This window comes from Streptomyces piniterrae, from assembly GCF_005048155.1.
Lineage (GTDB): Bacteria > Actinomycetota > Actinomycetes > Streptomycetales > Streptomycetaceae > Streptomyces > Streptomyces piniterrae.
This window is the reverse complement of record NZ_SUMB01000010.1, coordinates 337,174-360,261: the sequence shown is the minus strand read 5'-3', so window position 1 is coordinate 360,261 and position 23,088 is coordinate 337,174. Positions and strand designations below refer to the sequence as shown.

25 protein-coding genes are annotated in these 23,088 nt (G+C 70.5%); 2 read left to right on the top strand and 23 right to left on the bottom strand.

Translation table 11 applies throughout. The features are described from left to right. Nucleotides 1-49: 49 nt before the first annotated feature. From rlmN to rpsB, 6 genes are all read right to left on the bottom strand, one after another. Entirely contained in the window at nt 50-1,156 is a 1,107-nt protein-coding gene (gene rlmN, locus FCH28_RS27500) for a dual-specificity RNA methyltransferase RlmN (protein WP_136742826.1), read from the bottom strand. A 102-nt stretch (nt 1,157-1,258) separates the two neighbouring features. Next, nucleotides 1,259-2,422 (bottom strand): phosphatidate cytidylyltransferase, encoded by a 1,164-nt coding sequence (locus tag FCH28_RS27495; protein ID WP_136742825.1) that lies wholly within the window; start codon nt 2,420-2,422, stop codon nt 1,259-1,261. Beyond that, nucleotides 2,422-2,979, bottom strand: a complete 558-nt coding sequence (gene frr, locus FCH28_RS27490; RefSeq protein WP_136742824.1) for a ribosome recycling factor — start codon at nt 2,977-2,979, stop codon at nt 2,422-2,424. The genes FCH28_RS27495 and frr overlap by 1 nt, the downstream gene beginning before the upstream one ends. 175 nt (nt 2,980-3,154) lie before the next feature. Beyond that, on the bottom strand, nt 3,155-3,925 hold the full coding sequence (pyrH, locus tag FCH28_RS27485) for a UMP kinase (RefSeq protein WP_136742823.1): 771 nt from the start codon (nt 3,923-3,925) through the stop codon (nt 3,155-3,157). A 162-nt stretch (nt 3,926-4,087) separates the two neighbouring features. Then, nucleotides 4,088-4,924, bottom strand: coding sequence for a translation elongation factor Ts (tsf, locus tag FCH28_RS27480; protein ID WP_136742822.1), 837 nt, complete (start codon nt 4,922-4,924; stop codon nt 4,088-4,090). A gap of 106 nt (nt 4,925-5,030) precedes the next feature. After that, entirely contained in the window at nt 5,031-5,909 is an 879-nt protein-coding gene (gene rpsB, locus FCH28_RS27475) for a 30S ribosomal protein S2 (RefSeq protein WP_136742821.1), read from the bottom strand. A 341-nt stretch (nt 5,910-6,250) separates the two neighbouring features. On the opposite strand from rpsB, the gene FCH28_RS39940 reads away from it, so the two are divergent. Continuing rightward, the gene (locus FCH28_RS39940; protein WP_342781670.1) at nt 6,251-7,654 is read left to right on the top strand and encodes a murein hydrolase activator EnvC family protein; all 1,404 of its coding nucleotides are present in this window, start codon (nt 6,251-6,253) and stop codon (nt 7,652-7,654) included. A 143-nt stretch (nt 7,655-7,797) separates the two neighbouring features. Here FCH28_RS39940 and FCH28_RS27460 read toward each other — a convergent pair whose 3' ends face one another. The 17 genes from FCH28_RS27460 to FCH28_RS27375 form a co-directional block, all read right to left on the bottom strand. After that, nucleotides 7,798-8,337 (bottom strand): TetR/AcrR family transcriptional regulator, encoded by a 540-nt coding sequence (locus FCH28_RS27460; RefSeq protein WP_136742888.1) that lies wholly within the window; start codon nt 8,335-8,337, stop codon nt 7,798-7,800. A 106-nt stretch (nt 8,338-8,443) separates the two neighbouring features. Then, nucleotides 8,444-9,280, bottom strand: coding sequence for an RNA polymerase sigma factor WhiG (gene whiG / locus FCH28_RS27455; protein WP_136742819.1), 837 nt, complete (start codon nt 9,278-9,280; stop codon nt 8,444-8,446). Nucleotides 9,281-9,639: 359 nt separating this feature from the next. Then, nucleotides 9,640-10,962: a DNA-processing protein DprA gene (gene dprA, locus FCH28_RS27450; RefSeq protein ID WP_246103254.1), complete on the bottom strand. Its 1,323-nt coding sequence runs from the start codon at nt 10,960-10,962 to the stop codon at nt 9,640-9,642. Nucleotides 10,963-11,088: 126 nt separating this feature from the next. Continuing rightward, nucleotides 11,089-12,696: a YifB family Mg chelatase-like AAA ATPase gene (locus FCH28_RS27445; RefSeq protein WP_136742818.1), complete on the bottom strand. Its 1,608-nt coding sequence runs from the start codon at nt 12,694-12,696 to the stop codon at nt 11,089-11,091. Then, nucleotides 12,696-13,016 (bottom strand): YraN family protein, encoded by a 321-nt coding sequence (locus FCH28_RS39435; protein WP_246103277.1) that lies wholly within the window; start codon nt 13,014-13,016, stop codon nt 12,696-12,698. Before FCH28_RS39435 ends, FCH28_RS27445 begins: the two co-directional genes overlap by 1 nt. A 612-nt stretch (nt 13,017-13,628) precedes the next feature. Further along, nucleotides 13,629-13,937 carry a DUF2469 domain-containing protein gene (locus FCH28_RS27435; protein ID WP_003980220.1) on the bottom strand — a complete coding sequence of 103 codons (309 nt, stop codon included), beginning with the start codon at nt 13,935-13,937 and terminating at the stop codon, nt 13,629-13,631. 38 nt (nt 13,938-13,975) lie between these two features. Beyond that, on the bottom strand, nt 13,976-14,461 hold the full coding sequence (locus FCH28_RS27430; RefSeq protein ID WP_136742886.1) for an NUDIX hydrolase: 486 nt from the start codon (nt 14,459-14,461) through the stop codon (nt 13,976-13,978). Nucleotides 14,462-14,597: 136 nt separating this feature from the next. Next, nucleotides 14,598-15,335 carry a signal peptidase I gene (gene lepB, locus FCH28_RS27420; RefSeq protein WP_136742816.1) on the bottom strand — a complete coding sequence of 246 codons (738 nt, stop codon included), beginning with the start codon at nt 15,333-15,335 and terminating at the stop codon, nt 14,598-14,600. A gap of 51 nt (nt 15,336-15,386) precedes the next feature. Continuing rightward, nucleotides 15,387-16,160: a signal peptidase I gene (lepB, locus tag FCH28_RS27415; RefSeq protein ID WP_425472010.1), complete on the bottom strand. Its 774-nt coding sequence runs from the start codon at nt 16,158-16,160 to the stop codon at nt 15,387-15,389. Nucleotides 16,161-16,254: 94 nt separating this feature from the next. Then, nucleotides 16,255-17,322, bottom strand: a complete 1,068-nt coding sequence (gene lepB / locus FCH28_RS27410; protein WP_136742814.1) for a signal peptidase I — start codon at nt 17,320-17,322, stop codon at nt 16,255-16,257. After that, nucleotides 17,315-18,079, bottom strand: a complete 765-nt coding sequence (lepB, locus tag FCH28_RS27405; RefSeq protein ID WP_136742813.1) for a signal peptidase I — start codon at nt 18,077-18,079, stop codon at nt 17,315-17,317. The genes lepB (FCH28_RS27410) and lepB (FCH28_RS27405) overlap by 8 nt, the downstream gene beginning before the upstream one ends. A 92-nt stretch (nt 18,080-18,171) precedes the next feature. After that, a complete protein-coding gene (rplS, locus tag FCH28_RS27400) occupies nt 18,172-18,519 on the bottom strand; it encodes a 50S ribosomal protein L19 (protein ID WP_136742812.1) in 348 nt (115 codons plus the stop codon). A gap of 133 nt (nt 18,520-18,652) precedes the next feature. Then, a complete protein-coding gene (trmD, locus tag FCH28_RS27395) occupies nt 18,653-19,468 on the bottom strand; it encodes a tRNA (guanosine(37)-N1)-methyltransferase TrmD (protein ID WP_136742811.1) in 816 nt (271 codons plus the stop codon). After that, on the bottom strand, nt 19,468-20,037 hold the full coding sequence (rimM, locus tag FCH28_RS27390) for a ribosome maturation factor RimM (RefSeq protein WP_136742810.1): 570 nt from the start codon (nt 20,035-20,037) through the stop codon (nt 19,468-19,470). Before rimM ends, trmD begins: the two co-directional genes overlap by 1 nt. Before the next feature lie 85 nt (nt 20,038-20,122). Next, complete coding sequence (locus FCH28_RS27385) at nt 20,123-20,362, bottom strand: RNA-binding protein (protein ID WP_003980229.1); 240 nt, start codon at nt 20,360-20,362, stop codon at nt 20,123-20,125. A gap of 2 nt (nt 20,363-20,364) precedes the next feature. Beyond that, nucleotides 20,365-20,805, bottom strand: a complete 441-nt coding sequence (gene rpsP / locus FCH28_RS27380; RefSeq protein WP_006602842.1) for a 30S ribosomal protein S16 — start codon at nt 20,803-20,805, stop codon at nt 20,365-20,367. A 156-nt stretch (nt 20,806-20,961) separates the two neighbouring features. Next, nucleotides 20,962-21,552 carry a hypothetical protein gene (locus FCH28_RS27375; RefSeq protein ID WP_136742809.1) on the bottom strand — a complete coding sequence of 197 codons (591 nt, stop codon included), beginning with the start codon at nt 21,550-21,552 and terminating at the stop codon, nt 20,962-20,964. 586 nt (nt 21,553-22,138) lie between these two features. Here FCH28_RS27375 and FCH28_RS27370 point away from each other — a divergent pair. Next, nucleotides 22,139-23,026: a methyltransferase domain-containing protein gene (locus FCH28_RS27370; RefSeq protein ID WP_136742808.1), complete on the top strand. Its 888-nt coding sequence runs from the start codon at nt 22,139-22,141 to the stop codon at nt 23,024-23,026. The last annotated feature ends 62 nt before the right edge of the window (nt 23,027-23,088 follow it).

Genomic DNA, 23,088 nt, shown 5'->3' with positions numbered 1-23,088 from the left:
TCCCCTGTCGGAATGTGCATTTGTTCGATCACACAGTACCAGCGGGCTGTCAGCGCTCCGAGGCCGCGAGCTGGCCGCAGGCGCCGTCGATCTCCTGGCCGCGGGTGTCCCGGACGGTCACCGGCACGCCGTGTGCCTCGATGGCCCGTACGAACGCCCGCTCGTCCTCGGGCCGCGAGGCGGTCCACTTCGAGCCGGGCGTCGGGTTCAGCGGGATCAGGTTCACATGGACGCGCTTGCCCTTCAGCAGCCGTCCCAGCAGGTCGCCCCGCCATGCCTGGTCGTTGATGTCGCGGATCAGCGCGTACTCGATGGAGATGCGGCGGCCGGACTTCTCGGCGTACTCCCACGCCGCGTCCAGGACCTCGCGCACCTTCCAGCGGGTGTTGACGGGGACGAGGGTGTCGCGCAGCTCGTCGTCGGGCGCGTGCAGCGACACGGCCAGCCGGCATTTGAAGCCCTCGTCGGCGAACCGCAGCATCGCCGGGACCAGGCCGACCGTGGAGACGGTGATGCCCCGCTGGGAAATCCCCAGTCCGTCCGGTTCGGGGTCGGTCAGCCGCCGGATGGCGCCGACCACCCGCTTGTAGTTGGCGAGCGGCTCGCCCATCCCCATGAAGACGATGTTGGAAAGCCTCGCCGGGCCGCCCGGGACCTCGCCGTCGCGCAGCGCGCGCATCCCGTCGACGATCTGGTGCACGATCTCGGCGGTCGAGAGGTTGCGGTCCAGCCCCGCCTGGCCGGTGGCACAGAACGGGCAGTTCATGCCGCAGCCGGCCTGCGAGGAGATGCACATGGTGACCCGGTCCGGGTAGCGCATCAGGACGGACTCGACGAGCGTGCCGTCGTGCAGCTTCCACAGGGTCTTGCGGGTGGTGTCGTTGTCGCACGAGATGTGCCGCACCACGTTCATCAGGTCCGGCAGCAGCTCCGCCGCCAGCTTTTCGCGCGCCGCCGCCGGGATGTCGGTCCACTGCGCCGGATCGTGCGCGTAACGGGCGAAGTAGTGCTGCGACAGCTGCTTGGCGCGGAACGGCTTCTCGCCGATCGCGGCCACCGCTTCGCGGCGCTCGACAGGGGTGAGATCGGCAAGGTGCCGCGGGGGCTGCTTGGCTCCGCGCGGCGCGACGAAAGTGAGTTCTCCGGGTGCAGGCATGGTCCGTCCAGTGTCGCAGACGTCGGAAGTGGCGATCGCCGATGGACGACGAGGGGCCCGCCACATCCCGCGGCAGGCCCCTACGTCGTACGAATCCGCTGGTCAGCCAGACCCCACGAAGATCACATACAGCAGCCAGACCACCGGCGCGGTCGGCAGCAGCGAGTCGAGCCGGTCCATGATGCCGCCGTGGCCGGGCAGCAAAGTGCCCATGTCCTTGATACCGAGATCCCGTTTGATCATGGACTCGCCGAGGTCGCCGAGGGTGGCGCTGGCCGCGACGGCGAAGCCGAGCAGCAGCCCCTGCCACCAGGCGCCGTTCGTGATCAGGAACTGCATGCACAGGGCGCCGGCCGCCATCGCGAACAGCAACGCACCGGCGAGGCCCTCGCGGGTCTTGCCGGGGCTGATGCGCGGCGCGAGCTTGTGCCGGCCGAACCGCCAGCCGACCGCGTAGGCGCCGGTGTCGCTGACGACCGTCAGCAGCAGGAACGTCAGCACCCGCTGCGGCCCGTCGTCCTCGGCCGCGAGCATCAGGGCCACGAACGTCGCCAGGAACGGCACATAGAACGCCGCGAAGACACCGGCGGTGACATCCCGCAGATAGTTCTCGGGCGCCTCCGTCATCCGCCAGACGAGGACGGCGAGCGCGGTCAGCGCCATCGCCACCCAGGCGCCCTCGGCGCCGCGCACATACCCGGCGACGACCATGGCGGTGCCGCCGACCGCGAGCGGCACCAGCGGCACCCGGATGTCCTTGCGTTCCGCCAGCCGCGAGGTCAGCTCCCACAGGCCGACGACGACGGCGATCGCGATCACGCCGACGAAGACGGGCTTGTAGACGAAGAGCGAGGCGAGGATGACCGCGCCGAGGCCCACGCCGACCCCTATCGCGGCGCGCAGATTTCGTCCCGCGCTCTTCTTCTTCGGCTTGTCCGAGTCCTGCGGGCTGTCGTGCCCGGGAGAACCGGGGAAAGCAGTGGGCATGGGCTCCTGCGGCTTTTCGTCGCGGAACGGGGGGCCGCTCGGTCGAGCAGCCCCCCGGTCGTCCCGGTGTTCCCGAATTTCCCGGTAGTCCCGGGTGTCGTCCTGGTGTCCGCCTGCGCCGGGCACGAGGGGCATGGGCCGAGTCTGCGCGGCGTCGCCCCCGCTGTGCAGGGGGACCGCCGAGGCGGGGGGCGCCGCCCGGAGCGAGGGGGCCGCTCCCTGATCGGGTGGTCCCCATTGACCGGCGCCGGGCGGGGCTCCCCAGGATGACTCGTTCATCAGACCTCGAGGAGCTCGGATTCCTTGTGCTTGAGCAGCTCGTCCACCTGCGCTACGTACTTCGCGGTGGTGTCGTCGAGCTCCTTCTCCGCACGGCGCACCTCGTCCTCGCCGGACTCCTTGTCCTTGACGAGCTTGTCGAGGGATTCCTTGGCCTTGCGGCGGACGCTGCGGATCGAGATCTTCGCGTCCTCGCCCTTGTTCTTGGCGACCTTGATGAACTCCTTGCGGCGCTCCTCGGTCAGCTCCGGGAACGTCACCCGGATGATGCTGCCGTCGTTGCTCGGGTTGACGCCGAGGTCGGAGTCGCGGATCGCCTGCTCGATGTTGCGCAGCGCGCTCTTGTCGAACGGGGTCACCACGGCCATCCGCGGCTCGGGAACCGAGAACGACGCCAGCTGGTTGATCGGCGTCATGGCACCGTAGTAGTCCGCCACGATCTTGTTGAACATCGCCGGGTGCGCACGCCCGGTGCGGATCGCGGCGAAGTCCTCCTTGGCGACCACGACGGCCTTCTCCATCTTCTCCTCGGCTTCGAGGAGGATCTCTTCGATCACCACTTGCTCCTGGTCTTTTCGGTAAGAAGCAGAGCCTCGCCCCTGCCGCGCGTCTTCTCCTGCACGGTGTCCGACCGGCAGGCGGTTGTCCATCCCCGTACCGAGGTCTTCCCCCGGCCGGGAGTTGCCGCCCGTACAGGCCGTTGCCCGTACGGAATCGCGGCAGTTGGGGCCGTCAGGCCCGGGTGCCCTGATCGCTGACGAGCGTGCCGATCTTCTCACCCTTCACCGCGCGCGCGATGTTGCCCTCCGCGAGCAGCTCGAAGACGAGGATCGGGAGCTTGTTGTCGCGGCACAGGGTGATGGCGGTGGCATCGGCGACCTTGAGGTTACGGGTGATGACCTCGCCGTATTCCAGGGCGTCGAACTTGACCGCGTCCGGGTTCTTCTTGGGGTCGGAGTCGTAGACCCCGTCCACGCCGTTCTTGCCCATCAGCATCGCCTCGGCGTCGATCTCCAGAGCGCGCTGGGCGGCGGTGGTGTCGGTGGAGAAGTACGGCATGCCCATACCGGCGCCGAAGATGACGACCCGGCCCTTCTCCAGGTGGCGCACCGCGCGCAGCGGAATGTACGGCTCCGCGACCTGGCCCATGGTGATGGCGGTCTGGACGCGGGAGTCGATGCCCTCCTTCTCCAGGAAGTCCTGGAGGGCCAGGCAGTTCATGACCGTGCCGAGCATGCCCATGTAGTCGGAGCGGGCCCGGTCCATGCCGCGCTGCTGGAGCTCGGCTCCGCGGAAGAAGTTGCCGCCGCCGATCACGATGGCGATCTCGTAACCGTCGCGCACCACGGCGGCGATCTCGCGGGCCATGGCATGCACGACATCGGGATCGACACCCAGCCCGCCGCCACCGGCGAACGCCTCGCCCGACAGCTTCAGCAGGAAGCGTCGCCTGTCGCCCTTGGCGGCTTTGTCTGTGTCCGCGCCGTCGGCACCGTGATTCATTGAGCTCTCCTCGTGCACATACGAAGAAGGCCACTGCCGTGGGTCTGGTCCAGATCCCTGTGCGGCAATGGCCTCCTCGTCACATCTGCGGCCGGCCGGTGAGCGGCCGACTGCGTACGACCCTAGCGGGGTCGCAGGTCATTCGCTGCCTTCGCGGCAGGCTCAGATGCCGACCTTGATGCGCGAGAAGCGCTTCAGGGTGACACCGGCCTCCTGGAGGACCTTCTCGACGGACTTCTTGTTGTCGAGCGCGTACGGCTGGCCGAGCAGCGTCGCGTCCTTGAAGAAGCCGTTGAGGCGACCCTCGACGATCTTCGGCAGCGCGGCCTCGGGCTTGCCCTCGGCGCGGGTGGTCTCCTCGGCGACGCGGCGCTCGGCCTCGACGACCTCGGCCGGGACGTCGTCCTTGGCGAGGTACTTCGGGGCGAAGGCGGCGATGTGCTGCGCGACACCCTTGGCGACCTCGGCGTTCTCCTTGTCGAGCTCGACGAGGACACCGATCTGCGGCGGCAGGTCGGGCATGGTGCGGTGCATGTACGCCGACACGTAGCCGTCGGAGAACTGCGCGAAGCGGTCCAGGACGATCTTCTCGCCCAGGTTGGCGTTGGCCTCGTCCACGTACGCCTGGACGGTCTTGCCGGCCTCGATCTCGGAGGCGAGCAGGGCCTCGATGTCGGCGGGGTTGGTCGCGGCGACGTGCGCGGCGAGCGCGTTGGCGACGGACTGGAACTTCTCGCCCTTGGCGACGAAGTCCGTCTCGCACTTCAGCTCGACGATGACACCGGAGGTGTTGTCGTCGGCGATCAGGGAGACCACGGCGCCGTTCTCGGCGGAGCGGCCCTCGCGCTTGGCGACGCCCTTCTGCCCCTTGATGCGCAGCGCCTCGACGGCCTTGTCGACGTTGCCCTCGGCCTCGTCCAGGGCCTTCTTGCAGTCCATCATGCCGGCGCCGGTGAGCTCGCGGAGCTTCTTGACGTCAGCGGCGGTGTAGTTCGCCATGGTCTGTGAATCTCTTCTCGAAATCTCGAAGTCGAAAGATCTACGGGTGGACGGCGGGGGCGGCGCTCGTGGCGCCTGCCCCCGCCGTCGTCAACCGGTCCTGAGGTCAGGCCTGCTCGGCGTCCGCGGCCGGCTTCTCAGCCTCGGCCTCGGCCGCCGGAGCCTCGGCCTTGGGGGCCTCCGCCTTGGGCGCCTCGTCGTCAGTCTTCTTCTCGCCCTCGAGCAGGTCGCGCTCCCACTCGGCGAGCGGCTCGCCGGCCTTCTCGCCCGGCTTCTGGTCGCCGGTGGCGGCGCCGGAACGGGCGATGAGGCCCTCGGCGACGGCGTCGGCGATCACGCGGGTGAGCAGGGTGACGGAGCGGATCGCGTCGTCGTTGCCCGGGATCTTGTAGTCGACCTCGTCCGGGTCGCAGTTGGTGTCGAGGATCGCGACGACCGGGATGTTGAGCTTGCGCGCCTCACCGACGGCGATGTGCTCCTTCTTGGTGTCCACGATCCAGACGGCGCTGGGCACCTTCTGCATCTCGCGGATACCGCCGAGGGTCTTCTCCAGCTTGGCCTTCTCGCGGGAGAGGACGAGGAGCTCCTTCTTGGTGAGGCCGGACGCGGCCACATCCTCGAAGTCGATCTGCTCGAGCTCCTTCAGGCGCTGCAGGCGCTTGTAGACGGTCGAGAAGTTGGTCAGCATGCCGCCGAGCCAGCGCTGGTTCACGTAGGGCATGCCCACGCGGGTCGCCTGCTCGGCAATGGCCTCCTGGGCCTGCTTCTTCGTGCCGACGAACATGACCGAACCGCCGTGGGCGACGGTCTCCTTGACGAACTCGTAGGCGCGGTCGATGTACGACAGCGACTGGAGCAGGTCGATGATGTAGATGCCGTTGCGCTCGGTGAAGATGAAGCGCTTCATCTTCGGGTTCCAGCGGCGGGTCTGGTGCCCGAAGTGGACGCCGCTCTCCAGCAGCTCCCGCATCGTGACGACGGCCATGGCCGTACTCCTTGTTGTTTCTCGGTTCCACTACGGCCGGTCGGCCGCGGTGCCTGACGCCCCGACGCGCCTGCCGAGGAAGGAACCTTGCGGAGCCTTCCGAGGACCGAGGAGCGCGGCCATCGTGCTGCCCGAAAGGGACTGGTGCACTGATGGCGGGGCGTGCGAAGTCGACCCGGTGACCCGGATCGCCACAAGAAGTGTACGGGACGGCCGACGCACCGGGCGACACGCTCCTTTTCGAGCCCCACGCGAGTGACACCGTTGTCCACAACCGCCCGGTAATCCACAGCTTCGGACCAAGATCCCCACGCTGCGGCGGATTACGCCACCGTCGGGACATGCGACGAATCACGCGACACAGGCCAGGAAACTCCGGCCCGGCTCCGACCTCTCCCTCTCCCCTCTCCCGCGACGGGGTCACGCCGCGGCGACCGCGACCGCGACCGCGACTGCGACCGCGACCGCGACCGCGGGGGGCCGGCGGGTGGCACGGGTTGAGGGCGGCACTCGGGTCGGGCGACCCACGAGGCTCATGGGGCTTGCCCGGCTTATGGGGCTCGCCTGGCTTGTGGGCCCTGTCTGGCCGGTGGGGTTTGCCCGGCTGGTGGGCCGCCCCACCTGGCTGGGGCGGCCCACCCGGCGCCGCTGGTGAACCCGCCCCGCTGACCTTCCCCTCTCCCTTCCCCTCTCCCTTGCGGCCACCCTCCCCACGAGGGGTGCCGGACAGGTACGGCCCCAGCTGCTTCTTCCCGGCGCGCGACGCGCGTGCCTCCGTAGCCGTCGCGGTGGCCGCGCTGGCTGCGGCGCTCTCCGTGCCGACGCTGGGGGTGGGCACCGCGTCCGCGACGGGGGTCCCGGTCTCCGCATCGACGATCTCCGCGCCGACGGGCTTTGCGCCGACGGGCTTCGCGTCGGGCCGGGGCGCGGACACCGGGGCGGTGCGAGGAGCAGAGCGCGGGGCGGAACGCGGGGCGGAACGCGGGGCGGTGGGCGCAGTGAAACGCGTGACCTGGCTCGGTGCGGCACGGCTTGAGCGATCTGCAGCATCGGCGCCGGCGACGGACCGGGCCTGGCCGGTGGACGGACCAGCCGGATTTCGCCCCACCGTGTTACGCGGCTGGGAGCCGCCTCCCTCACCCTGGGCGGCGGGCCACCGCGGCGTGGATCTTGCGACCACGGTCGGCGCGACGGTACGAGCGGCCGCCCCTGGCAGAGTGGCCTTCGCCGGGACGGTAGCCGGCCGGGGAGTCCTCACCATCGAACTGCCCCACTCCGGCCGGCCCCCGCTACGCACCACCTACGAACCGGTGCGGCCCACCGCCCATAAGGGGGAACGTGTCACGGCGGGCGAACCGGTCGCCGTAGTACAACGCGGCCCGTTCCATTGCCGGGGGCCATGTCTCCACTGGGGCCTGCGCCGCGGGAAGTCCTACCTCGACCCGCTCTCGCTCCTGCCCCCACCCATGATCCGCGGCGGCCCGTCGCGCCTGCTCCCCGTCATCGGCGTCCCGGTACCCGACGCCGCGGGCCGTACGGGGCCGGCCCCCGCAGAGCCTGAGCGGACAGGGCCCGGCCGGACAGATCCAACGGCCGACGAGGCAGCTGCCACGCCAACGGGAGCTGCACTGGCAGGAGCGGTCGCGCTCACCGCCGCAACACTCTGGGCGCTGGGCCGGCTCGCCACGGCGGCGCATGGGAGGCGCGTGGGCAGGGAGGGCGAAGGAGTGCGTCGCGCGGCGTAGGCGCAGCGCCGGGTGCGGGGGGGGGCGCTGCGCCGGGTGCGGGGGGGGGGACGCCACCACTGCGAGCTGCGGGGCGCGGGGCGGAGGGAGGTGGAGGTGGCGGGGGGGGAGGAGGGGGAGGGGGAGGGGGAGGGCCCCCGGGGTTAGCCGCGGACGCCTCGTAGGGCCATGCCCACCGCCGCCTCCGTGATCTGGTCCGGGTTCTCGGCGGCACCGAGTTCGATGCGCCGGACAGCGGCGTCCACGACGCCCTGCAGGAGCATGGCCGCGAGGCGGGGCTGTTCGTGGCCCAGGGCGGCAAGAGCCTCGACGATCATGGCGATCAGTCCGCCGTGCGCCGCGCGGATCTTTTCGCGGGCGCCGGCGTCCAGTTCACCGGCCGAGATGGCGACGACGGCGCGGTGGCGGCGATCGCCGACCAGGGCCAGCTGCCGCCGTACATACGCCTCGATCTTCCCCTCGGGCGTATCGACGCGCTCCATCGCCGCTTCGACCTCCGCGGCCCACACCGGGAAGTCGACGGCACACAGCTCTTCGACGACGGCCGCGCGGGAGCGGAAGTACTCGTATACGGAGGAGCGGGCGAGTCCCGTGCGTTCGGCGAGGGCGGGGAAGGTCAGCGCTTCCGTTCCGCCTTCGGACAGCAGGGAGCGGGCGGCGTCCAGAAGGGCGCCGCGCTGCATCGTCCGGTGCTCGGCCACAGAGGCCGCTCGAATCCTTGGCACACCACCACTCTACGGATGGCACGCCGGCGGTGGCACTCCGCATCGCGACACGGCGCCATCGGGCTCAGCGTCCGACGTCGGCAAGTTTCGCCCGGAGCTGCAGTACGGACTTGGTGTGGATCTGGCTGACCCGGCTCTCCGTGACACCGAGGACATTGCCGATCTCGGCGAGCGTGAGGCCCTCGTAGTAGTAGAGGGTCACCACGGTCTTCTCGCGTTCGGGGAGGGTGTTGATGGCGCGCGCGAGCAGTCGCCGCAGCTCGCGGTCCTCGGCGATCTCGACGGGATTGTCGGCGGCGGTGTCCTCGAGCGTGTCCATGAGGCTCAGCCGTTCACCGCCCTCGCCGCTGACGTGCAGGAGCTCTTCCAGCGCGACCACGTTCGCCAGGGACAGCTGGCTGAACACGCTGTGGAGTTCCTCCAGGGCGATGCCCATCTCGGCGGCGACCTCCGCCTCGGATGGAGTACGGCGCAGCTGCGCTTCGAGCGTGGCGTAGGCCCGTTCGACGGCGCGGGCTTTCTGTCGTACGGATCGTGGGATCCAGTCCAGCGCGCGGAGCTCGTCGATCATGGCGCCGCGGATGCGGGTGATGGCGTAGGTCTCGAACTTGATGGAGCGTTCGGGTTCGAACTTCTCGATGGCGTCGATCAGCCCGAAGACTCCGGAGGAGACGAAGTCCGCCTGTTCGACGTTGGGGGGCAGCCCGACGCTGACTCGGCCGGCGACGTACTTGACCAGCGGGGAGTAGTGCAGGATCAGCTGCTCCCGCAACCGCCCGTCGCCCGATGCCTTGTAGGAGCGCCACAGCTCGTTGAGGGAGGTGGGCGCGGCGGGGCGCACGCTGGCCCGCGCGGCGGGTGGTACTGCCGCGCGGTCAGACCCGGAGGTGTGCTGGGGCATTCGTCGCCTTGAGCCGTTCTGCCGAGACACTGGTCGGTGGATGTGTGCGGGTGAATTGTGTGTGAGCGTAGCGTGACTACCGTGTCGCGGTGTGCGAGGAAGCGAGGTTGGCGGTACGCAGATACGTTCCGCTGCCCGCACCTCGGGGTTACCTCGTACGGCGTGGCGACACGCGCACACCGTGCCGGATGCGAGACCCCGCCGGGTGGTGGGGCCGGGCGAGGTGGCGCGGCGGGCGGTTTCCCGCGTGTCCGTTGCGCCACATCGTCGTCTCCCTGCGGGTCGGCCCGGCGCGCCGAAGCGAGGCAAACCTGGATTCTGCGGTCATTCCCCTCACCCTTTCACCCGTTCGCCCCAGGTCAAGTACCGCCTCGCCGGGAAGCGTCGGTGGTCTCGGCGCGTCGCGCCAACTCCCAGCGTTCACCGCACTTTTGCACGAATCCGAGGGATTGCAGCTCAAGGAGCTTGCCTTGCGCGAGGTCGCGGGGTGTGCCCGACTCCCGTGCCAGGTGGGCGGTGTCCGCTGCGCCGCGGGCGGGCAGCGCTTCCAGGACGCGCGTGGCGATGGGGTCCAGGAGGTCGCGGGCGAGGGTCGGACCGCGTCGCTCGGGGGCGAGGTCGCCGATGCTTCCGACGAGTTCGACGACTTCGTCGGCGTTGGTGACCACCATGGCCTCGGCGCGCAGGAGTTGGTGTACGCCGGCGGAGAGTCCACTGGTGACGGGTCCCGGCATGCCCATCGTGAAACGTCCGAGGGCGAGTGCTCGGCGGGCGGTGACCAGGGAGCCGCTGCGGACTTCGGCTTCCACGACGACGGTGCCTCGGGTGAGTGCGGCGATGACGCGGTTGCGTTGCACGAAGCGGCTGCGGGTGGGGTGGTCGCCGGGTGGTAACTCGGCTGCCACCAGGCCCTGTTCGGCGATGCGTCCGATCAACTCGGTGTGGCCGCGCGGGTAGGCGTAGTCGACGCCGGAGGCGAGGACGGCGATGGTCGCGCCGTCGGCGGCCAGTGCACCACGGTGGGCCGCTCCGTCGACGCCGTATGCCGCGCCGGATACGACCGTCCAGCCACGGTCGGCGAGGCCGGCGCTCAGGGTGGCGGCCAGGTGGGCGCCGTAGTCGGTGCAGGCCCGGGCGCCCACGATGGCGACTGACCGCAGTGCCCAGAGCCGGAGGTTCGCCGGGCCGCGTACCCATAGGCCGATGGGGCGGGCGTCGCCGAGGTCGTCCAGCTGCCGGGGCCATTCCTCGTCGCCGGGGCAGATGAACCGGCCGCCGAGCGCGGCGACGGCGGCGAGGTCCGCGCCGGGGTCGGTGGCTCGTGCGGCGCGCAGCCGCAGGCCGTCGACCTTGGTCGTCGACGCGCCTTTGGGTGGGGCCGTGTCACCGGACAGTGCGTGCCACAGGGCTTCCGGGCCCATCTCGCGCAGCCAGCGGCCGGCGGTTTCGTCGCCTGGTTCGAGAATGCGGGTGAGTGCCGCGCGCGCCGTGCGCTGTGGCTCGTCCGCGGCGTGCCGTGCCGGTTCGTTCACGTCAGTCGTACGTGTGGGGTGGTGCGGCTGGTCCGTCGTACGCGGCACCTGTCGTTGCCCGGTCGCCATCGCGTCGGTCGTGTGGCTTGGTCTGTGGTCGTCGGCGTTCGCCGCGTTCTTGGCGAAGCCCCATGCGTCTGTCCCGTTCATCGTTCCCCCTGCTGGTGGTGCGTCCGCGCGGTCGCGGTCTGCCCCCCTGGTGTGCCCCTCGCGGTGCGAGCTCTTCGGTTCTCGCCCAGTCGCGTGCCGTCCGCGCTCCCCGGCTGCCGCCGCCGCTTACCCGGCCACCGTCGTTACCGCGCCGCGGCGTACTCCGGTGCGTAGTTCCAGGGCCCAGTTGACGTCTTCCGTTGTGGGGCGGTCGCGGGCGGCGAGGTCGGCGGCTGTCCAGGCGACGCGGAGGACCCGGTCGAGTCCTCTGGCCGTCAGCAGGCCGCATTCCAGGTCGCGTTCGGCCTGTGCCAATGCGCCTGGGTGTACCTGCCATCGCGTTCTGAGTTCGTGGCCGGGGACTTCGCTGTTGGTCTGCCATGGGGTGCCGGCGAAGCGGGCGGCGGCGCGTTCGCGGGCCGCCCGTACGCGGTCGGCTACTTCCGCGGTGGATTCGGCGCCCCTGCCGAGGGTGATGAGTTCGGAGCGGGCGACTGGTTCCACAGCGATCCGCAGGTCCACGCGGTCCAGCAGGGGACCGGAGAGCCTGGCCTGGTAGCGGCGGATCGAGGACGGGCGGCATTCGCAGCCGCCGCCGCTGGTGCCGTGCCGCCCGCAGGGGCAGGGGTTGGCCGCCAGGGCCAGGAGAAAGCGTGCCGGCATGCGCATCATGCCGGCGGCGCGGGCGACGACGACATGGCCGGATTCCAGTGGCTGGCGCAGTGCGTCCAGGACCTTTGCGCTGCATTCGGCGGCCTCGTCCACGAACAGGACGCCGTGGTGTGCCAGCGAGACGGCTCCGGGGCGGGGCAGTCCGGTGCCGCCGCCGACGAGGGATGCCATGGTCGCGGAGTGGTGCGGGGCGCAGTAGGGCGGCCGGGCGACGAGTGGTTGTCCTGGTGGGAGGGTGCCGGCTACCGAGTGGACGGCGGTGACCTCCAGTGATTCGTTGGGTGACAGGGGTGGCAGCAGCCCGGGGAGGCGTTCGGCGAGCATGGTTTTGCCGGCTCCGGGCGGGCCCTTGAAGAAGATGTGGTGGCGTCCGGCGGCGGCTACTTCCAGGGCGCGTCGGGCGTTGTGCTGGCCTGCGACGTCGGACATGTCGAGGGTGCGGTCCCCGGGTGGCAGGCCTGCGCCGATTCCGGTGCCGGGTACGACCAGGCCGGCCAGCAGTGGGTCGGGGCGTCCTTCCTCCAGGGGGTCGTCCTCTTCGGGCACGGGTTCGTCGCTGAGGACGGCGATGAGCTGGCGCAGGCTGCGCACGCCGAGGACGGACATGCCGGGGACGAGCGAGGCCTCGGCGACGGTCTGTTCGGGCACGACGACCTGGCGGTATCCGGCGTCGGCCGCGGCCAGGACGGCGGGCAGTACGCCGCGTACGGGGCGGACCCTGCCGTCCAGTCCGAGTTCGCCGATCATCATGAGGTCGGTGAGTTCGCGGGGGTCGAGGCGCTCGGCGGCGCCGAGGACCGCGCAGGCCACGGCCAGGTCGAAGCCGCTGCCGCTTTTGGGGACGGATGCCGGGCTGAGCCCTACGGTGAGTTTCTTCTGGGGCCATTCGGCGCCTGAGTTCGCCACCGCGGCGCGCACGCGGTCCTTGGATTCGATGAGGCTTTTGTCGGGCAGCCCGACCAGGGTGAAGTTCGCGACTCCGGGTTCCAGGTCGGCCTGGACCTCGACGACGACTCCTTCGACGCCGACCAGGGCGACGGAGCAGGTGCGGGCGAATCCCATCACGCCACCCCGCGTACGTGTTCGACGACGGGTGCGCCGCGGGCCGGCAGGAGCACGCCGACGACGTCGATGCGTACGCCGCCCTGTGGTGGGCCGCCGTGCCGTTCCAGCCAGCGTTCCGCGAGCATGCGTAGGCGGGCGGTCTTCTCGGCGCGTACGGCCGCCATGGGGTGTTCGTACGGTCCGGCGCGGCGGGTTTTGACTTCGCAGATGACGAGTGCGTCGCCGTCTGCGGCCACGATGTCGATCTCGCCGTCGCGGCAGCGCCAGTTGCGGTCCAGGATGCGCATGCCGGCCTCGCTGAGGCGGCGGGCGGCCAGGTCCTCCCCATAGCGTCCGAGGGCGCGCCTGGGGTCGGTGGGGGTGACGGCGGTGTGGCGTTCTGCGTGGCGGCCCGGTTTGCGGTGGGGGCGGGTCCGTGCCGCGCTGCCGGAGGCCTTCCGTGCCCGGCTCCGCGGTCCGCTGCCTGCTTCGTCGCCTGGTCTGCTGCCTGGCCCGCTCCCCGGTGTCGTCCCCCGCGCCGTGGCCCCCTTGCGCTCCGCGCCGTCCGCGGCTCCGGCGGTCTCCCTGCCGGTCTCGGTCTGCGGCCCGGCAACGGCCTTCGACGGGTCGTCTGCCTGCGTTGTGTCCCTGGGGCGCGTCGGCTCCCCGGCTCCCTGGCCGGCCTGCATGGTGTTCATGCGGTACCACCTCCGGCACCGACTGTGACGCCCCCGCCCAGATCTGTTGGATCTTGGTGGACAACGGGCCGGTTGTGGATAACCCGGTCACCCACAGGCGCCACAGCGGCCGGCTGGGAAGGCGGGGCGGCGAAAAACGGGAGGCGGGAGGCGAGAGCCGGGCAGGCGGGAGGACGAGATCAGGCCCTGGGAGCCCTCGCGGTCCCCCGAAGCCCTGGCAGCCCGCGGCGCCCCTCCGCGAAGCGCTGCCCGTCAGCTCCCCGGAAGATCGAGATCGCTCTTGTTGAGCTCCTCGATATTCACATCCTTGAACGTCAGTACTCGCACCTGCTTGACGAACCGGGCCGGGCGGTACATATCCCAGACCCATGCGTCGGCCATCGAGACCTCGAAGAACACCTCCCCCTGGACCGAGTGCACCTGCATCTCGTAGTCGTTGGTGAGGTAGAAGCGACGTTCGGTCTCGATCACATATTTGAACAGCCCGACGACGTCGCGGTACTCCCGGTAGAGCTTCAGCTCCATCTCGGTCTCGTACTTCTCGAGGTCCTCGGCGCTCATGGCAGATCCCCTTCAGCCGTGCGTCCCCCTATTGTGCGTCAGACCCTCTCGGTCTCCAGGAGCACCGGCGCACTTGGGGGCCCTTCGTCGAGCAGTGTGCGCAGCAGCTCGGCGAGTCTGGTCGGATACACCGTCTCATGCGACGCGGACAGTTCCTCCGAAGTCCACCACCTCAGTCCCGATACGCTGCGCCGCTCCAGGTCCGTCAGCCCGGCGGTGTGGGTCGCCGTGCGGTCGGTTCGTCCCAGGTAATACCACTCGTCCTGGTCCCAGCGTCGCCCGTCGAACGGGAAGGAGCAGTGGCGTTTCCACAGGACGGGCCCGATGACAACGTCCGTGATGCCGGTCTCCTCGGCGAGCTCGCGGCGGGCCGCCTCCTCGCGGGTCTCGTTGCCCTCCAGGCCGCCGCCGGGGGTGAACCACCAGGTGTCGGTCGGGTCGTCCGGTTCGAAGCCGTGCAGCAGCAGGATCCGGTCGTCGGGGTCGAGGAGGACGACACGCGCGACCTGGCGGATCTCAGCCATCGGCTCGCCGGCGCCCGCGCCACGGTCCAGCTCCCCGCCCGCGTCCCGGCCAGCGTCCACGTCCGCGTCCAGCCCGCCGTCCCGGTCCGTGCCCCCGTCTGGTCCGCTGACCGCCTCCCGGCCCGTCCCACGCCCCTCAGGCACGCTTACGGCCCTTCCGTCGGGCGATCGGCCCGTGGGCCGCGCCGGCGAGGACCAGGACCGCGCCGGCGAGGACGGCGTAGGTGATGGGCTGCACCGGGCCGGGCTGTGAGATGCCGCCCGGCAGCTCGGCGAAGGCCGCGGGGCGCCGCATCACACCGATGCTGTCGAGCGGCCAGGCGAGGGCGTCCACCCGGGCGTGCACGGCGCCGCGCGGTACCGAGCCGTGGTCGCCGTCGGTGAGGTGGACGCGGGAGTCCATGGAGTCGCTGCGGTGGTCGCCGAGGAGGAAGAGCTGGCCCTTGGGCACGGTGGCCTTGAAGCCGACGGGCGAGGCGGGTCCGTCGCCCTGGAGATACGGTTCCTCGATCGGGGTTCCGTTGACGGTGAGGCGGCCGTCCTTGGTGCAGCAGGCGACCTTGTCGCCGCCGACGCCGACGACGCGCTTGACCATCGGCAGGTCGCCCCAGACCTTGTCCTTGAAGACGACGACGTCGCCGCGGCGTATCTCGGCGCCATCGACCTTTTCGGCCAGGACCCGGGCCCCGGCGGAGATCGTCGGCGACATCGAATCGGTCGGCACCGTGTACGGGCGGTAGATCAGTGCCCCCCATACGAAGCCGCCGAGGAACAGCGCACAGCCAAGGGCCACGGCCAGACCGGACAGCACACTGCCCATGGTCCGGCCGCGGCCAGTGTGCTGTCCGGTCCGGCGTTCCGTACTGCTGCTCATCCCAGCTCCCACCCCGCGGGCGCCCCCGCATCGAAGATCTGGGACGGCACCCTACCCGGGGGTACGTTCTCCGGTCAGCCTACGGCGACGCCACAAAACGATCGGTACGGCGCCGACGAGGCCCAGCGCGGCCGGAGCCGCGGCCATTGTCTCGTTGATCCCGGGCTGGTCGAAGGTGTCGGGCACCGGGAGGGTCGACCAGCGGTTGATGGGCCAGGCGATGGTGAAGGCGCGGCCGACGACCTCGTTGACGGACACGGTGCCGTTGTACTTGAGGTTCTGGTGGTAGCGGGAGTCGAGGGAGTCGTCACGGTGGTCGCCCATGACCCAGATCCGGCCCTTGGGGACGTGGATCGGGCCGAACGGCCGGTCGCCGCAGGGGGTGACGCCCGGGAAGATGTAGGACTCCTCCTTGAGGGCCTTGCCGTTGACCCTGACCGGGCCGGTGCCCTTGCATTCGACGGTGTCGCCGCCGACCGCGATGACCCGCTTGATCAGGTCCTTCTCCTCGGCGGACGGCATCAGTCCGATGAAGCTGAGGACCTTCTGGATGGGGTTGGGCTCGGGCGTCGGCGTCTCGTTGAGCCAGCCTCCGGGGTCGTGGAAGACGACGACCTCGCCGCGCTGCGGCTCCGAGCCGAACCACGGTGTCAGCTTGTCGACGAGGACCCGGTCGCCGCGCTGCAGGGTGTCCTGCATGGAGTCCGAGGGGATCGAGAAAGCCTGCACCAGAAACGTTTTGATCAGCAGCGCGAGCAGCAGGGCGATGCCGATGAGGATGGGCAGTTCTTTCCAGAAGGCGCGCGGCTTCTTGGCCTTCTTCACGCTGCCGATCTCCTCCCGGCCGGCGGGCCCGTCGGACTGTGCTGACCGCTGCGGCTGCGACTGATGCACGGAACTCGCCGCCGGCTGGGGGGACTCACCCTGCCCCGCCGGCTCCTCGGGCTCTTCGGTTCCGGACCGCGCGCCGACCGCCAAGTCCCCCACATCTGCTCCTTACTCCACGCTTTCGCCTGCCCGTCAACCGGTGCAGGCCCACCACTCCCATAACGAGCGGGAGTTCCGCAGGGGTCGGGAGTACAGCCAAAGTCTCGGGAGATACCCTATGCGGCGCTGCGGCGGCGGACGGCTTCGCGCCCGGCGCGTCGCGCACCGTCGCAAAAGTGTCATTCTCCTCAAGGCGCCGCCAGTGGCTGAGCGGCCAGGCGATCCAGGCGGCGCTGCCGACCACGTTCTCCTCCGAGACCGTGCCACGGTACGGCTCGTCCAGGTGGAAGCGCGAATCCGCGGAGTCGGAGCGGTGGTCGCCCATGACGAAGATCCGCCCGGTGGGGACGGTGACGGTGAATTTCAGCTGGGAGGGCGGGTTCCCCGGATGGACGTAGGCTTCGGTGAGCGGGGTGCCGTTGACCGTGATGCGGCCCTGTTTGTCGCAGCATTTGACGGTGTCGCCGCCGACGCCGATCACGCGCTTGATGAGGTCCTGTTCATCGGCGGACGGCAGCAGACCGATGAAGGTCATGAATTCCTTGAACTGCTTGACGCCCGGCGGATCGTCGCCGAATTTCTTCTTCTCGGCGGGCGGCAGCCATCCTCCGGGGTCCTTGAAGACGACGACGTCGCCGCGTTCGGGCTTCGAGCCGAACCAGGGCGTGAGTTTGTCGACGAGGACCCGGTCGCCGATCTTGATCGTCTGCTCCATGGAGCCCGACGGGATGACGAACGCCTGGACCAGGAAGGTCTTCAGGACGAGGGCGATGGCCAGTGCCACGCCGATGAGGATGGGGATTTCCTTGAGGTAGGAGCGTTGCCTGCGGCGTTTGATACGTCGGGCCTGGCGGCGTCGTTCCGCCCGTCCGCCGGTCGCCGGGCGGCCACCGGGCGCGCCATCGGCGTCGCTCGGCTCCTGGGTGCCGGCGCGGCGGGCGCCATGGCCCCGTCCTATGGTGCTCGGGCCCCCGTGGCGGGGCCGTCCGCGCTTACCCATGGGAGCCTGCCGGCGCGGGTATGCCGTCGTAGGACCGCGGGCGGTCGAGGGTGGTCCAGCGGCTCACCGGCCAGCTGATCCAGTCGGCCCGGCCGATCACCTTGTCGAGCGGGACGGTGCCGCCGCCCGGCTCACCGAGGTGGTCGCGGGAATCGCGGGATCTGGCGCGGTGGTCCCCCATGACCCACAGCTTCCCCTCCGGCACCACGATGTCGAATGCCACCGAGGACGGCGCGTCCCCGGGGTGGAGCATCCCCTCGGTCACGGGCTTGCCGTTCACTTTGATCCGCCCCCGTTTGTCGCAGCAGGTCACACGGTCACCGCCGACGCCGATCACGCGTTTGACGTAGTCGGTCTCGGCGGGCCGGGCCAGGCCCAGCGCCGCGCCGGCGCCGCGCAGCAGTCCCGTGACGGGATTCTCCCCCGGCTCCCTGTGAACGAAGGAGCCGGTGCCGTCGAACACGACGACATCGCCCCGGCGCGGCTCGCCGCCGAAACGGTACGCCAGCTTGTTGACCAGCACTCGGTCGCCGATCCGCAGGGTGTTCTCCATGGAGGAGCTGGGGATCAGAAAGGGCTGCATCACAAAGTTGCTCAGCAGCAGGAGGAAAACCAGACAGAGCGCGAGGAGGGTGGCCGGCCGGTGCCGGAGGCCGGCGATACCGGCGAGGAAACGCGCGGAGCGCGACCGCTGCTCCGGCCCCGTGGTGGGGGCGGGAGAGGGGTCGCGCTCCGAGAGCTTTGCGTCGGTGTCCATCGGGTCCTGAGCCTATCCGGCCGGGCCCCGATGCCCGACGTGAGCGTCGCCATGCGTTGCCCCGGCGCAAAAAATCGCCGGGGCGGCACGGCTCAGCTGTCGCGCTTCTCCTTGATCTTCGCGGCCTTGCCGCGGAGCTCACGGAGGTAGTACAGCTTGGCGCGACGGACGTCACCGCGGGTCACGACCTCGATCTTCTCGACGATCGGGGTGTGCACCGGGAAGGTGCGCTCGACGCCGACGGAGAAGCTGACCTTGCGGACCGTGAAGGTCTCGCGCACGCCGGCGCCCTGACGGCGGATGACAACGCCCTTGAACTGCTGCACACGGGAGCGGTTGCCCTCGATGACGCGGACGTGGACGTTGACGGTGTCGCCGGGGCGGAACGCCGGGACGTCGCTGCGCAGCGACGCGGAGTCGACGGAGTCGAGAAGGTGCATGACCTGCTGCTTTCTTCGCTGATGCCACAGGTCATCAGCGGAATGTCGTAAGGAGAGTTTCGGCTGCCGTTCCGTCGGACGGGCGTCGTTCCCCCTGTGGCAGGGGCGCGCGCCGGACGCACACAGCAGCGGCCTATTCTTCCACGGCCTCGCTCGTACGCCCAAATCGGCCGTCCGTTCCCGGTGACCAGCCCAGTGCCGCGAGGATTTCGCGGTCCTTCTTGTCGAAGGCGGCGGGGTCGGCGCGCTCGATCAGGTCGGGGCGGTTGAGGTCGGTACGGCGGAACGCCTCGTCGCGGCGCCAGCGGGCGATCTTCCCGTGGTGGCCGCTGAGCAGCACGTCGGGGATGCCGCGGCCGCGCCACTCCGGGGGCTTGGTGTAGACGGGGCCCTCCAGGAGGTCGGCCATCGCCCCGGGGGCGAAGGAGTCGTCCTGGTGGGAGGCGGCGTTGCCGAGGACGCCGGGCAGCAGCCTGGCGATGGCCTCGACCATGACGAGGACCGGGGCCTCGCCGCCGGCCAGGACGTAGTCGCCGATGGACAGTTCGCGGACGTCGCAGCGGTCGCCGTATTCCTCGATGACACGGCGGTCGATGCCCTCGTAGCGGGCCGGGGTGAACACCAGCCAGGGCTTGGCGGAGAGTTCGACGGCGAGCTGCTGGGTGAACGGCCGGCCGCTGGGGGTGGGGACGACGATCACCGGCCGGTCGTCGCCCTCGGCGGACCCGATGACGGAGTCCAGTGCCTCGCCCCACGGCTCCGGCTTCATGACCATGCCGGGGCCGCCGCCGTAGGGGGTGTCGTCGACGGTGTTGTGCTTGTCGTGCGCCCAGTCCCGCAGGTCGTGTATGCGCACATCGAGCTGTCCCCGGGTGCGGGCCTTGCCGACGAGGGAGACGTTCAGCGGCTCCAGGTACTCGGGGAAGATCGTGACGATGTCGAGGCGCATCAGCTGTCCTCACGGCTGCTGGCACTGTGCTCATCAGCGCCGTCGGCGCGGACGGCCTGGCTCTCGTCGAGCAGGCCGGGCGGCGGGTCGATGACCGCGCGCTGCTCCTCCAGGTCGATCTCCGGGACGATCTCGCTGACGAAGGGGACCATGACCTCGCTGCCGTCGGGGCGCTTGACGATCAGCAGGTCCTGGTAGGGCAGATGCGAGATCTCCAGGATGCGCCCGACGACGGTGCCGTCGCGGGTGACGACATCGAGGTCGATCAGCTGGTGGTCGTAGAACTCCTCGGGGTCCTCCGGGACCTCCTCGGGGTCGACCTCCGCGATCAGCAGGGTGTTGCGCAGCGCCTCCGCGGCCGTACGGTCGAGGACCCCGTCGAAGCGCAGCAGCAGCCGGCCGCTGTGCACCCGTCCGGAGGCGATGGTCAGCGGCCCCGCGGAGGCGGGGTCGGTGGCGAGAACGGCGCCGGGCGCGAGCCGCAGCTCGGGCTCGTCGGTGCGCACCTCCACCGTGACCTCGCCCTTGATGCCGTGGGCGCGGCCGATCCGTGCCACCACTAGCTGCACTGTGCAACTCCTTCTGTGCGGTCCACGGCAACGGGCCGGGGACGGCTCGAAAGCCCTCCCCGGCCCGAGCCGGTGTTCAACTTGTTCAGCGAACCTGGTCGACGTCGACGAGGTCGACGCGGATTCCCCGGCCGCCGATGGCGCCCACGACGGTCCGCAGCGCGCGGGCGGTACGGCCGTTGCGGCCGATCACCTTGCCGAGGTCGTCGGGGTGGACCCGGACCTCGAGGACGCGCCCGCGGCGCAGGGTGCGCGAGGCAACCTGTACGTCATCGGGGTTGTCGACGATGCCCTTCACGAGGTGCTCGAGGGCTTCCTCGAGCATGCTCAGGCCTCGGTCGACTCGGAGGTGGACTCGGCCGCAGCCTCGTCCGCCTTCTTGTCAGCCTTCTTCGCCTTCGGGGTGATGGCCTCACCCTTGGGCTCGTCGCCGGAAGCCTTGGCGGCGGCCTCGAAGAGGGCGCGCTTGTCGGCCTTCGGCTCGGCGACCTTCATGGGCGCCGGGGCCGGCAGACCCTTGAACTTCTGCCAGTCGCCGGTGACCTTGAGGATGGCCATGACGGGCTCGGTCGGCTGCGCGCCGACACCCAGCCAGTACTGGACACGCTCGGAGTCGACCTCGATGCGCGAGGGGTTCTGCACCGGGTGGTACAGGCCGATCTCCTCGATGGCCCGGCCGTCACGGCGGGTACGGGAGTCGGCGATGACGATGCGGTAGTGAGGCGCGCGGATCTTGCCCAGACGCTTCAGCTTGATCTTGACTGCCACGGGAGTGGTGTCTCCTGGTCTTGACGTGGTGGGGCACAACGGGATGCCACGTGGGGTTGCGGTACTCGGAGTGCCCGATGGACGCGTCAGCCGGAGGAGAGAGGGGTCCTGTGCGGCTGTCGAGTACAGCTGTTCATTGTGCCACACGCCGTAAGGTCAGCCGACCGCGGCCACCTCGGGGATCCGGAAGGGTTTGCCGCAGCCGCCGCAGACGATGGGGGCCTGGGCCAGCACCGACGGGACGACCCGGACGTTGCGCCCGCAGTCGCAGACGGCCTTGACGCGGACGCCGCCCCCGGAGGAGCCGTGCCGGGCGGCCGGGCCGCGGAAGCTGCGGGTGGTGTCGGTGGCTGTGGCGGCGGTGTGTGCCTTGAGCGCTCTGGCCAGCCGCTCGATGGTGGGGCGGTAGCGCCTCCTGGCTTCGGGGCTGAGTGTGACCAGCGAGAAGCCGCTGCTGGGATGGGGCTCGTCGACATGGTCCAGGCCCAGCTCCTCGGCGATCGCCAGGAACCGGCGGTTGTGGTAGCGGCCTGCGCGGGAGGTGTCGCGGATGCCGCGGGCGGCGGCGATGCCGTGTACTGCCTCGTGGAGCAGCCGTTCGAAGGAGAGCTCGGCGCCGCAGGCGGACGAGGATTCTCCGATCAGGGACTCGGGCGCGGCCAGGTCCGGCAGCTCGGGGTGGTGCCGTTGAATATCGGCCCACGCGAGCGCCAGCTCGGCGGCGAGGACTGGTGGTGTCGTGCTCACGTCGTGACAACGAGCCGGGGTCGCCCAGTGTTCCGATTCCGGGCCATCCCAAATAATTTGCACGTACCAGTCAGTTTCTGGTCATGCGTGGTGCCACGGGCGGCTGCACCGATCTGCGGATAAGGCGCCTACCAGCCCCTAAGCCGGTATGTACCCCCACGTACGCCGCAGCGAAGCCGGTCGTATCCCGGGGCAACGATCATCGCGGGAATGGTAGGCCCGCCCGATGGACCGGGGCCCGGTGGGGTGTTTCCCGCGTTCGCACCGGCCCGTCGCCGGGCCGTCCGGCCCCGCCCCGTGAATCATTCCGGCCGGTGAATCATCCCGGTAGGCACCACCGTAGGGCCAGGGGGCACGGGCCCGCGGCCGTTGCGTGGCGGAACGGCGCGCGCCGGGGCACCCTGGAACGGCGCTCCGGGTGCGGGCCCGGCGCATATGGGGGCGCGCGGGAGACAACCCCGGCGCACCCCCTGGACGCCCGGACGGTTGCGCAGTTGTCTGGATTGCGGGGGCGCACAACGCGCGGAAACACGGGGGCGGACGGCACTGATCAGCTTCGGGTTCTCGGCGAATAGGGGCGCTTTCGATGTCACCCACGCTCGTGCGGCACCAGCTTCCGACTTCTGTGTCCATGGATTCCGACGGCCTTCCCGCGCCGGTCGGTTCGCGGGCGCGGGCCCGTGACTGGGCGGAGATCCAGGAACGGATGCTGGTGCCGCTGTATGAGGCCGCGTACGACCGTTTGGGGGTCGGGCCCGGCACCCGTTTGCTGGGGCTCGGCTGCGGCTCGGGGCTGGCGCTGTTGCTGGCGGCGGCGCGCGGTGCGCGGGTGAGCGGGGTGGACGCGGACGAGAGCCGGCTGGAGCTGGCGCGGGAGCGGCTGACGCCGGACGTCGGGCCTGCCGCGCCCCGGCTGGTCAGCGGCGGGCCGGAAGCAGCGGCGTTCGGGGATTCCGACGCCGCCTCCGCGTCCGCGTTTGACGTAGTGACGGCGTTTCATCCGGTGGGTTGTGTGAGCACCGTCGAGGGGCTGACGGCGTCGCTGACCGCGGCGGCCGGTCTGACGGAGCGGGGCGGTGCGGTGGTGCTGGGCGGCTGGGGCCCGGTGGAGCGGTGTGCGACGGCGGGGGTGCTGCGGGCGGCGCGGCGGCGGCTGGCCGATCCGCCGGGGGACTACGCAGCCGATTCGGCGGTCTGGCGGCCCACCCACCGGGACGATCTGGAGGAGCTGGCGGAGCGGGCCGGGCTGCGGCCGGACGGCTCGGGCCGGGTGGCCTGCCCCTTCGGGTACGCGGATCCGGCGAGCGCGGTGCGCGGGCTGCTGTCGACGGGGCTGTTCGACGCGGCGCTGGCGGTGACCGAGCGGCGGCTGGTGGAGAAGGAGCTGGGCGAGGCGCTGCTTCCGTATCAGCGGGCGGACGGCACGGTGTGGATGCCGAATGTGTTCCGGTATCTGATCGCGCGGACGCCTTAGGGGGCGCCGGGGCGGCCCGGACGGGGGGACGGGTGGTGTGCCGCGCATACGCGTCGACGGTT

What these genes read in the sequence shown, in the direction of transcription:
- rlmN (WP_136742826.1), bottom strand. Translation starts at nt 1,156, where the DNA reads ATGCCTGCACCCGGAGAACTCACTTTCGTCGCGCCGCGCGGAGCCAAG.
- FCH28_RS27495 (WP_136742825.1), bottom strand. Translation starts at nt 2,422, where the DNA reads ATGAACGAGTCATCCTGGGGAGCCCCGCCCGGCGCCGGTCAATGGGGA.
- pyrH (WP_136742823.1), bottom strand. Translation starts at nt 3,925, where the DNA reads ATGAATCACGGTGCCGACGGCGCGGACACAGACAAAGCCGCCAAGGGC.
- tsf (WP_136742822.1), bottom strand. Translation starts at nt 4,924, where the DNA reads ATGGCGAACTACACCGCCGCTGACGTCAAGAAGCTCCGCGAGCTCACC.
- rpsB (WP_136742821.1), bottom strand. Translation starts at nt 5,909, where the DNA reads ATGGCCGTCGTCACGATGCGGGAGCTGCTGGAGAGCGGCGTCCACTTC.
- FCH28_RS39940 (WP_342781670.1), top strand. Translation starts at nt 6,251, where the DNA reads ATGCGACGAATCACGCGACACAGGCCAGGAAACTCCGGCCCGGCTCCG.
- FCH28_RS27460 (WP_136742888.1), bottom strand. Translation starts at nt 8,337, where the DNA reads ATGCAGCGCGGCGCCCTTCTGGACGCCGCCCGCTCCCTGCTGTCCGAA.
- whiG (WP_136742819.1), bottom strand. Translation starts at nt 9,280, where the DNA reads ATGCCCCAGCACACCTCCGGGTCTGACCGCGCGGCAGTACCACCCGCC.
- dprA (WP_246103254.1), bottom strand. Translation starts at nt 10,962, where the DNA reads ATGAACGGGACAGACGCATGGGGCTTCGCCAAGAACGCGGCGAACGCC.
- FCH28_RS27445 (WP_136742818.1), bottom strand. Translation starts at nt 12,696, where the DNA reads ATGGGATTCGCCCGCACCTGCTCCGTCGCCCTGGTCGGCGTCGAAGGA.
- FCH28_RS27435 (WP_003980220.1), bottom strand. Translation starts at nt 13,937, where the DNA reads ATGAGCGCCGAGGACCTCGAGAAGTACGAGACCGAGATGGAGCTGAAG.
- FCH28_RS27430 (WP_136742886.1), bottom strand. Translation starts at nt 14,461, where the DNA reads ATGGCTGAGATCCGCCAGGTCGCGCGTGTCGTCCTCCTCGACCCCGAC.
- lepB (WP_136742816.1), bottom strand. Translation starts at nt 15,335, where the DNA reads ATGAGCAGCAGTACGGAACGCCGGACCGGACAGCACACTGGCCGCGGC.
- lepB (WP_136742814.1), bottom strand. Translation starts at nt 17,322, where the DNA reads ATGGGTAAGCGCGGACGGCCCCGCCACGGGGGCCCGAGCACCATAGGA.
- lepB (WP_136742813.1), bottom strand. Translation starts at nt 18,079, where the DNA reads ATGGACACCGACGCAAAGCTCTCGGAGCGCGACCCCTCTCCCGCCCCC.
- rplS (WP_136742812.1), bottom strand. Translation starts at nt 18,519, where the DNA reads ATGCACCTTCTCGACTCCGTCGACTCCGCGTCGCTGCGCAGCGACGTC.
- trmD (WP_136742811.1), bottom strand. Translation starts at nt 19,468, where the DNA reads ATGCGCCTCGACATCGTCACGATCTTCCCCGAGTACCTGGAGCCGCTG.
- FCH28_RS27385 (WP_003980229.1), bottom strand. Translation starts at nt 20,362, where the DNA reads ATGCTCGAGGAAGCCCTCGAGCACCTCGTGAAGGGCATCGTCGACAAC.
- FCH28_RS27370 (WP_136742808.1), top strand. Translation starts at nt 22,139, where the DNA reads ATGTCACCCACGCTCGTGCGGCACCAGCTTCCGACTTCTGTGTCCATG.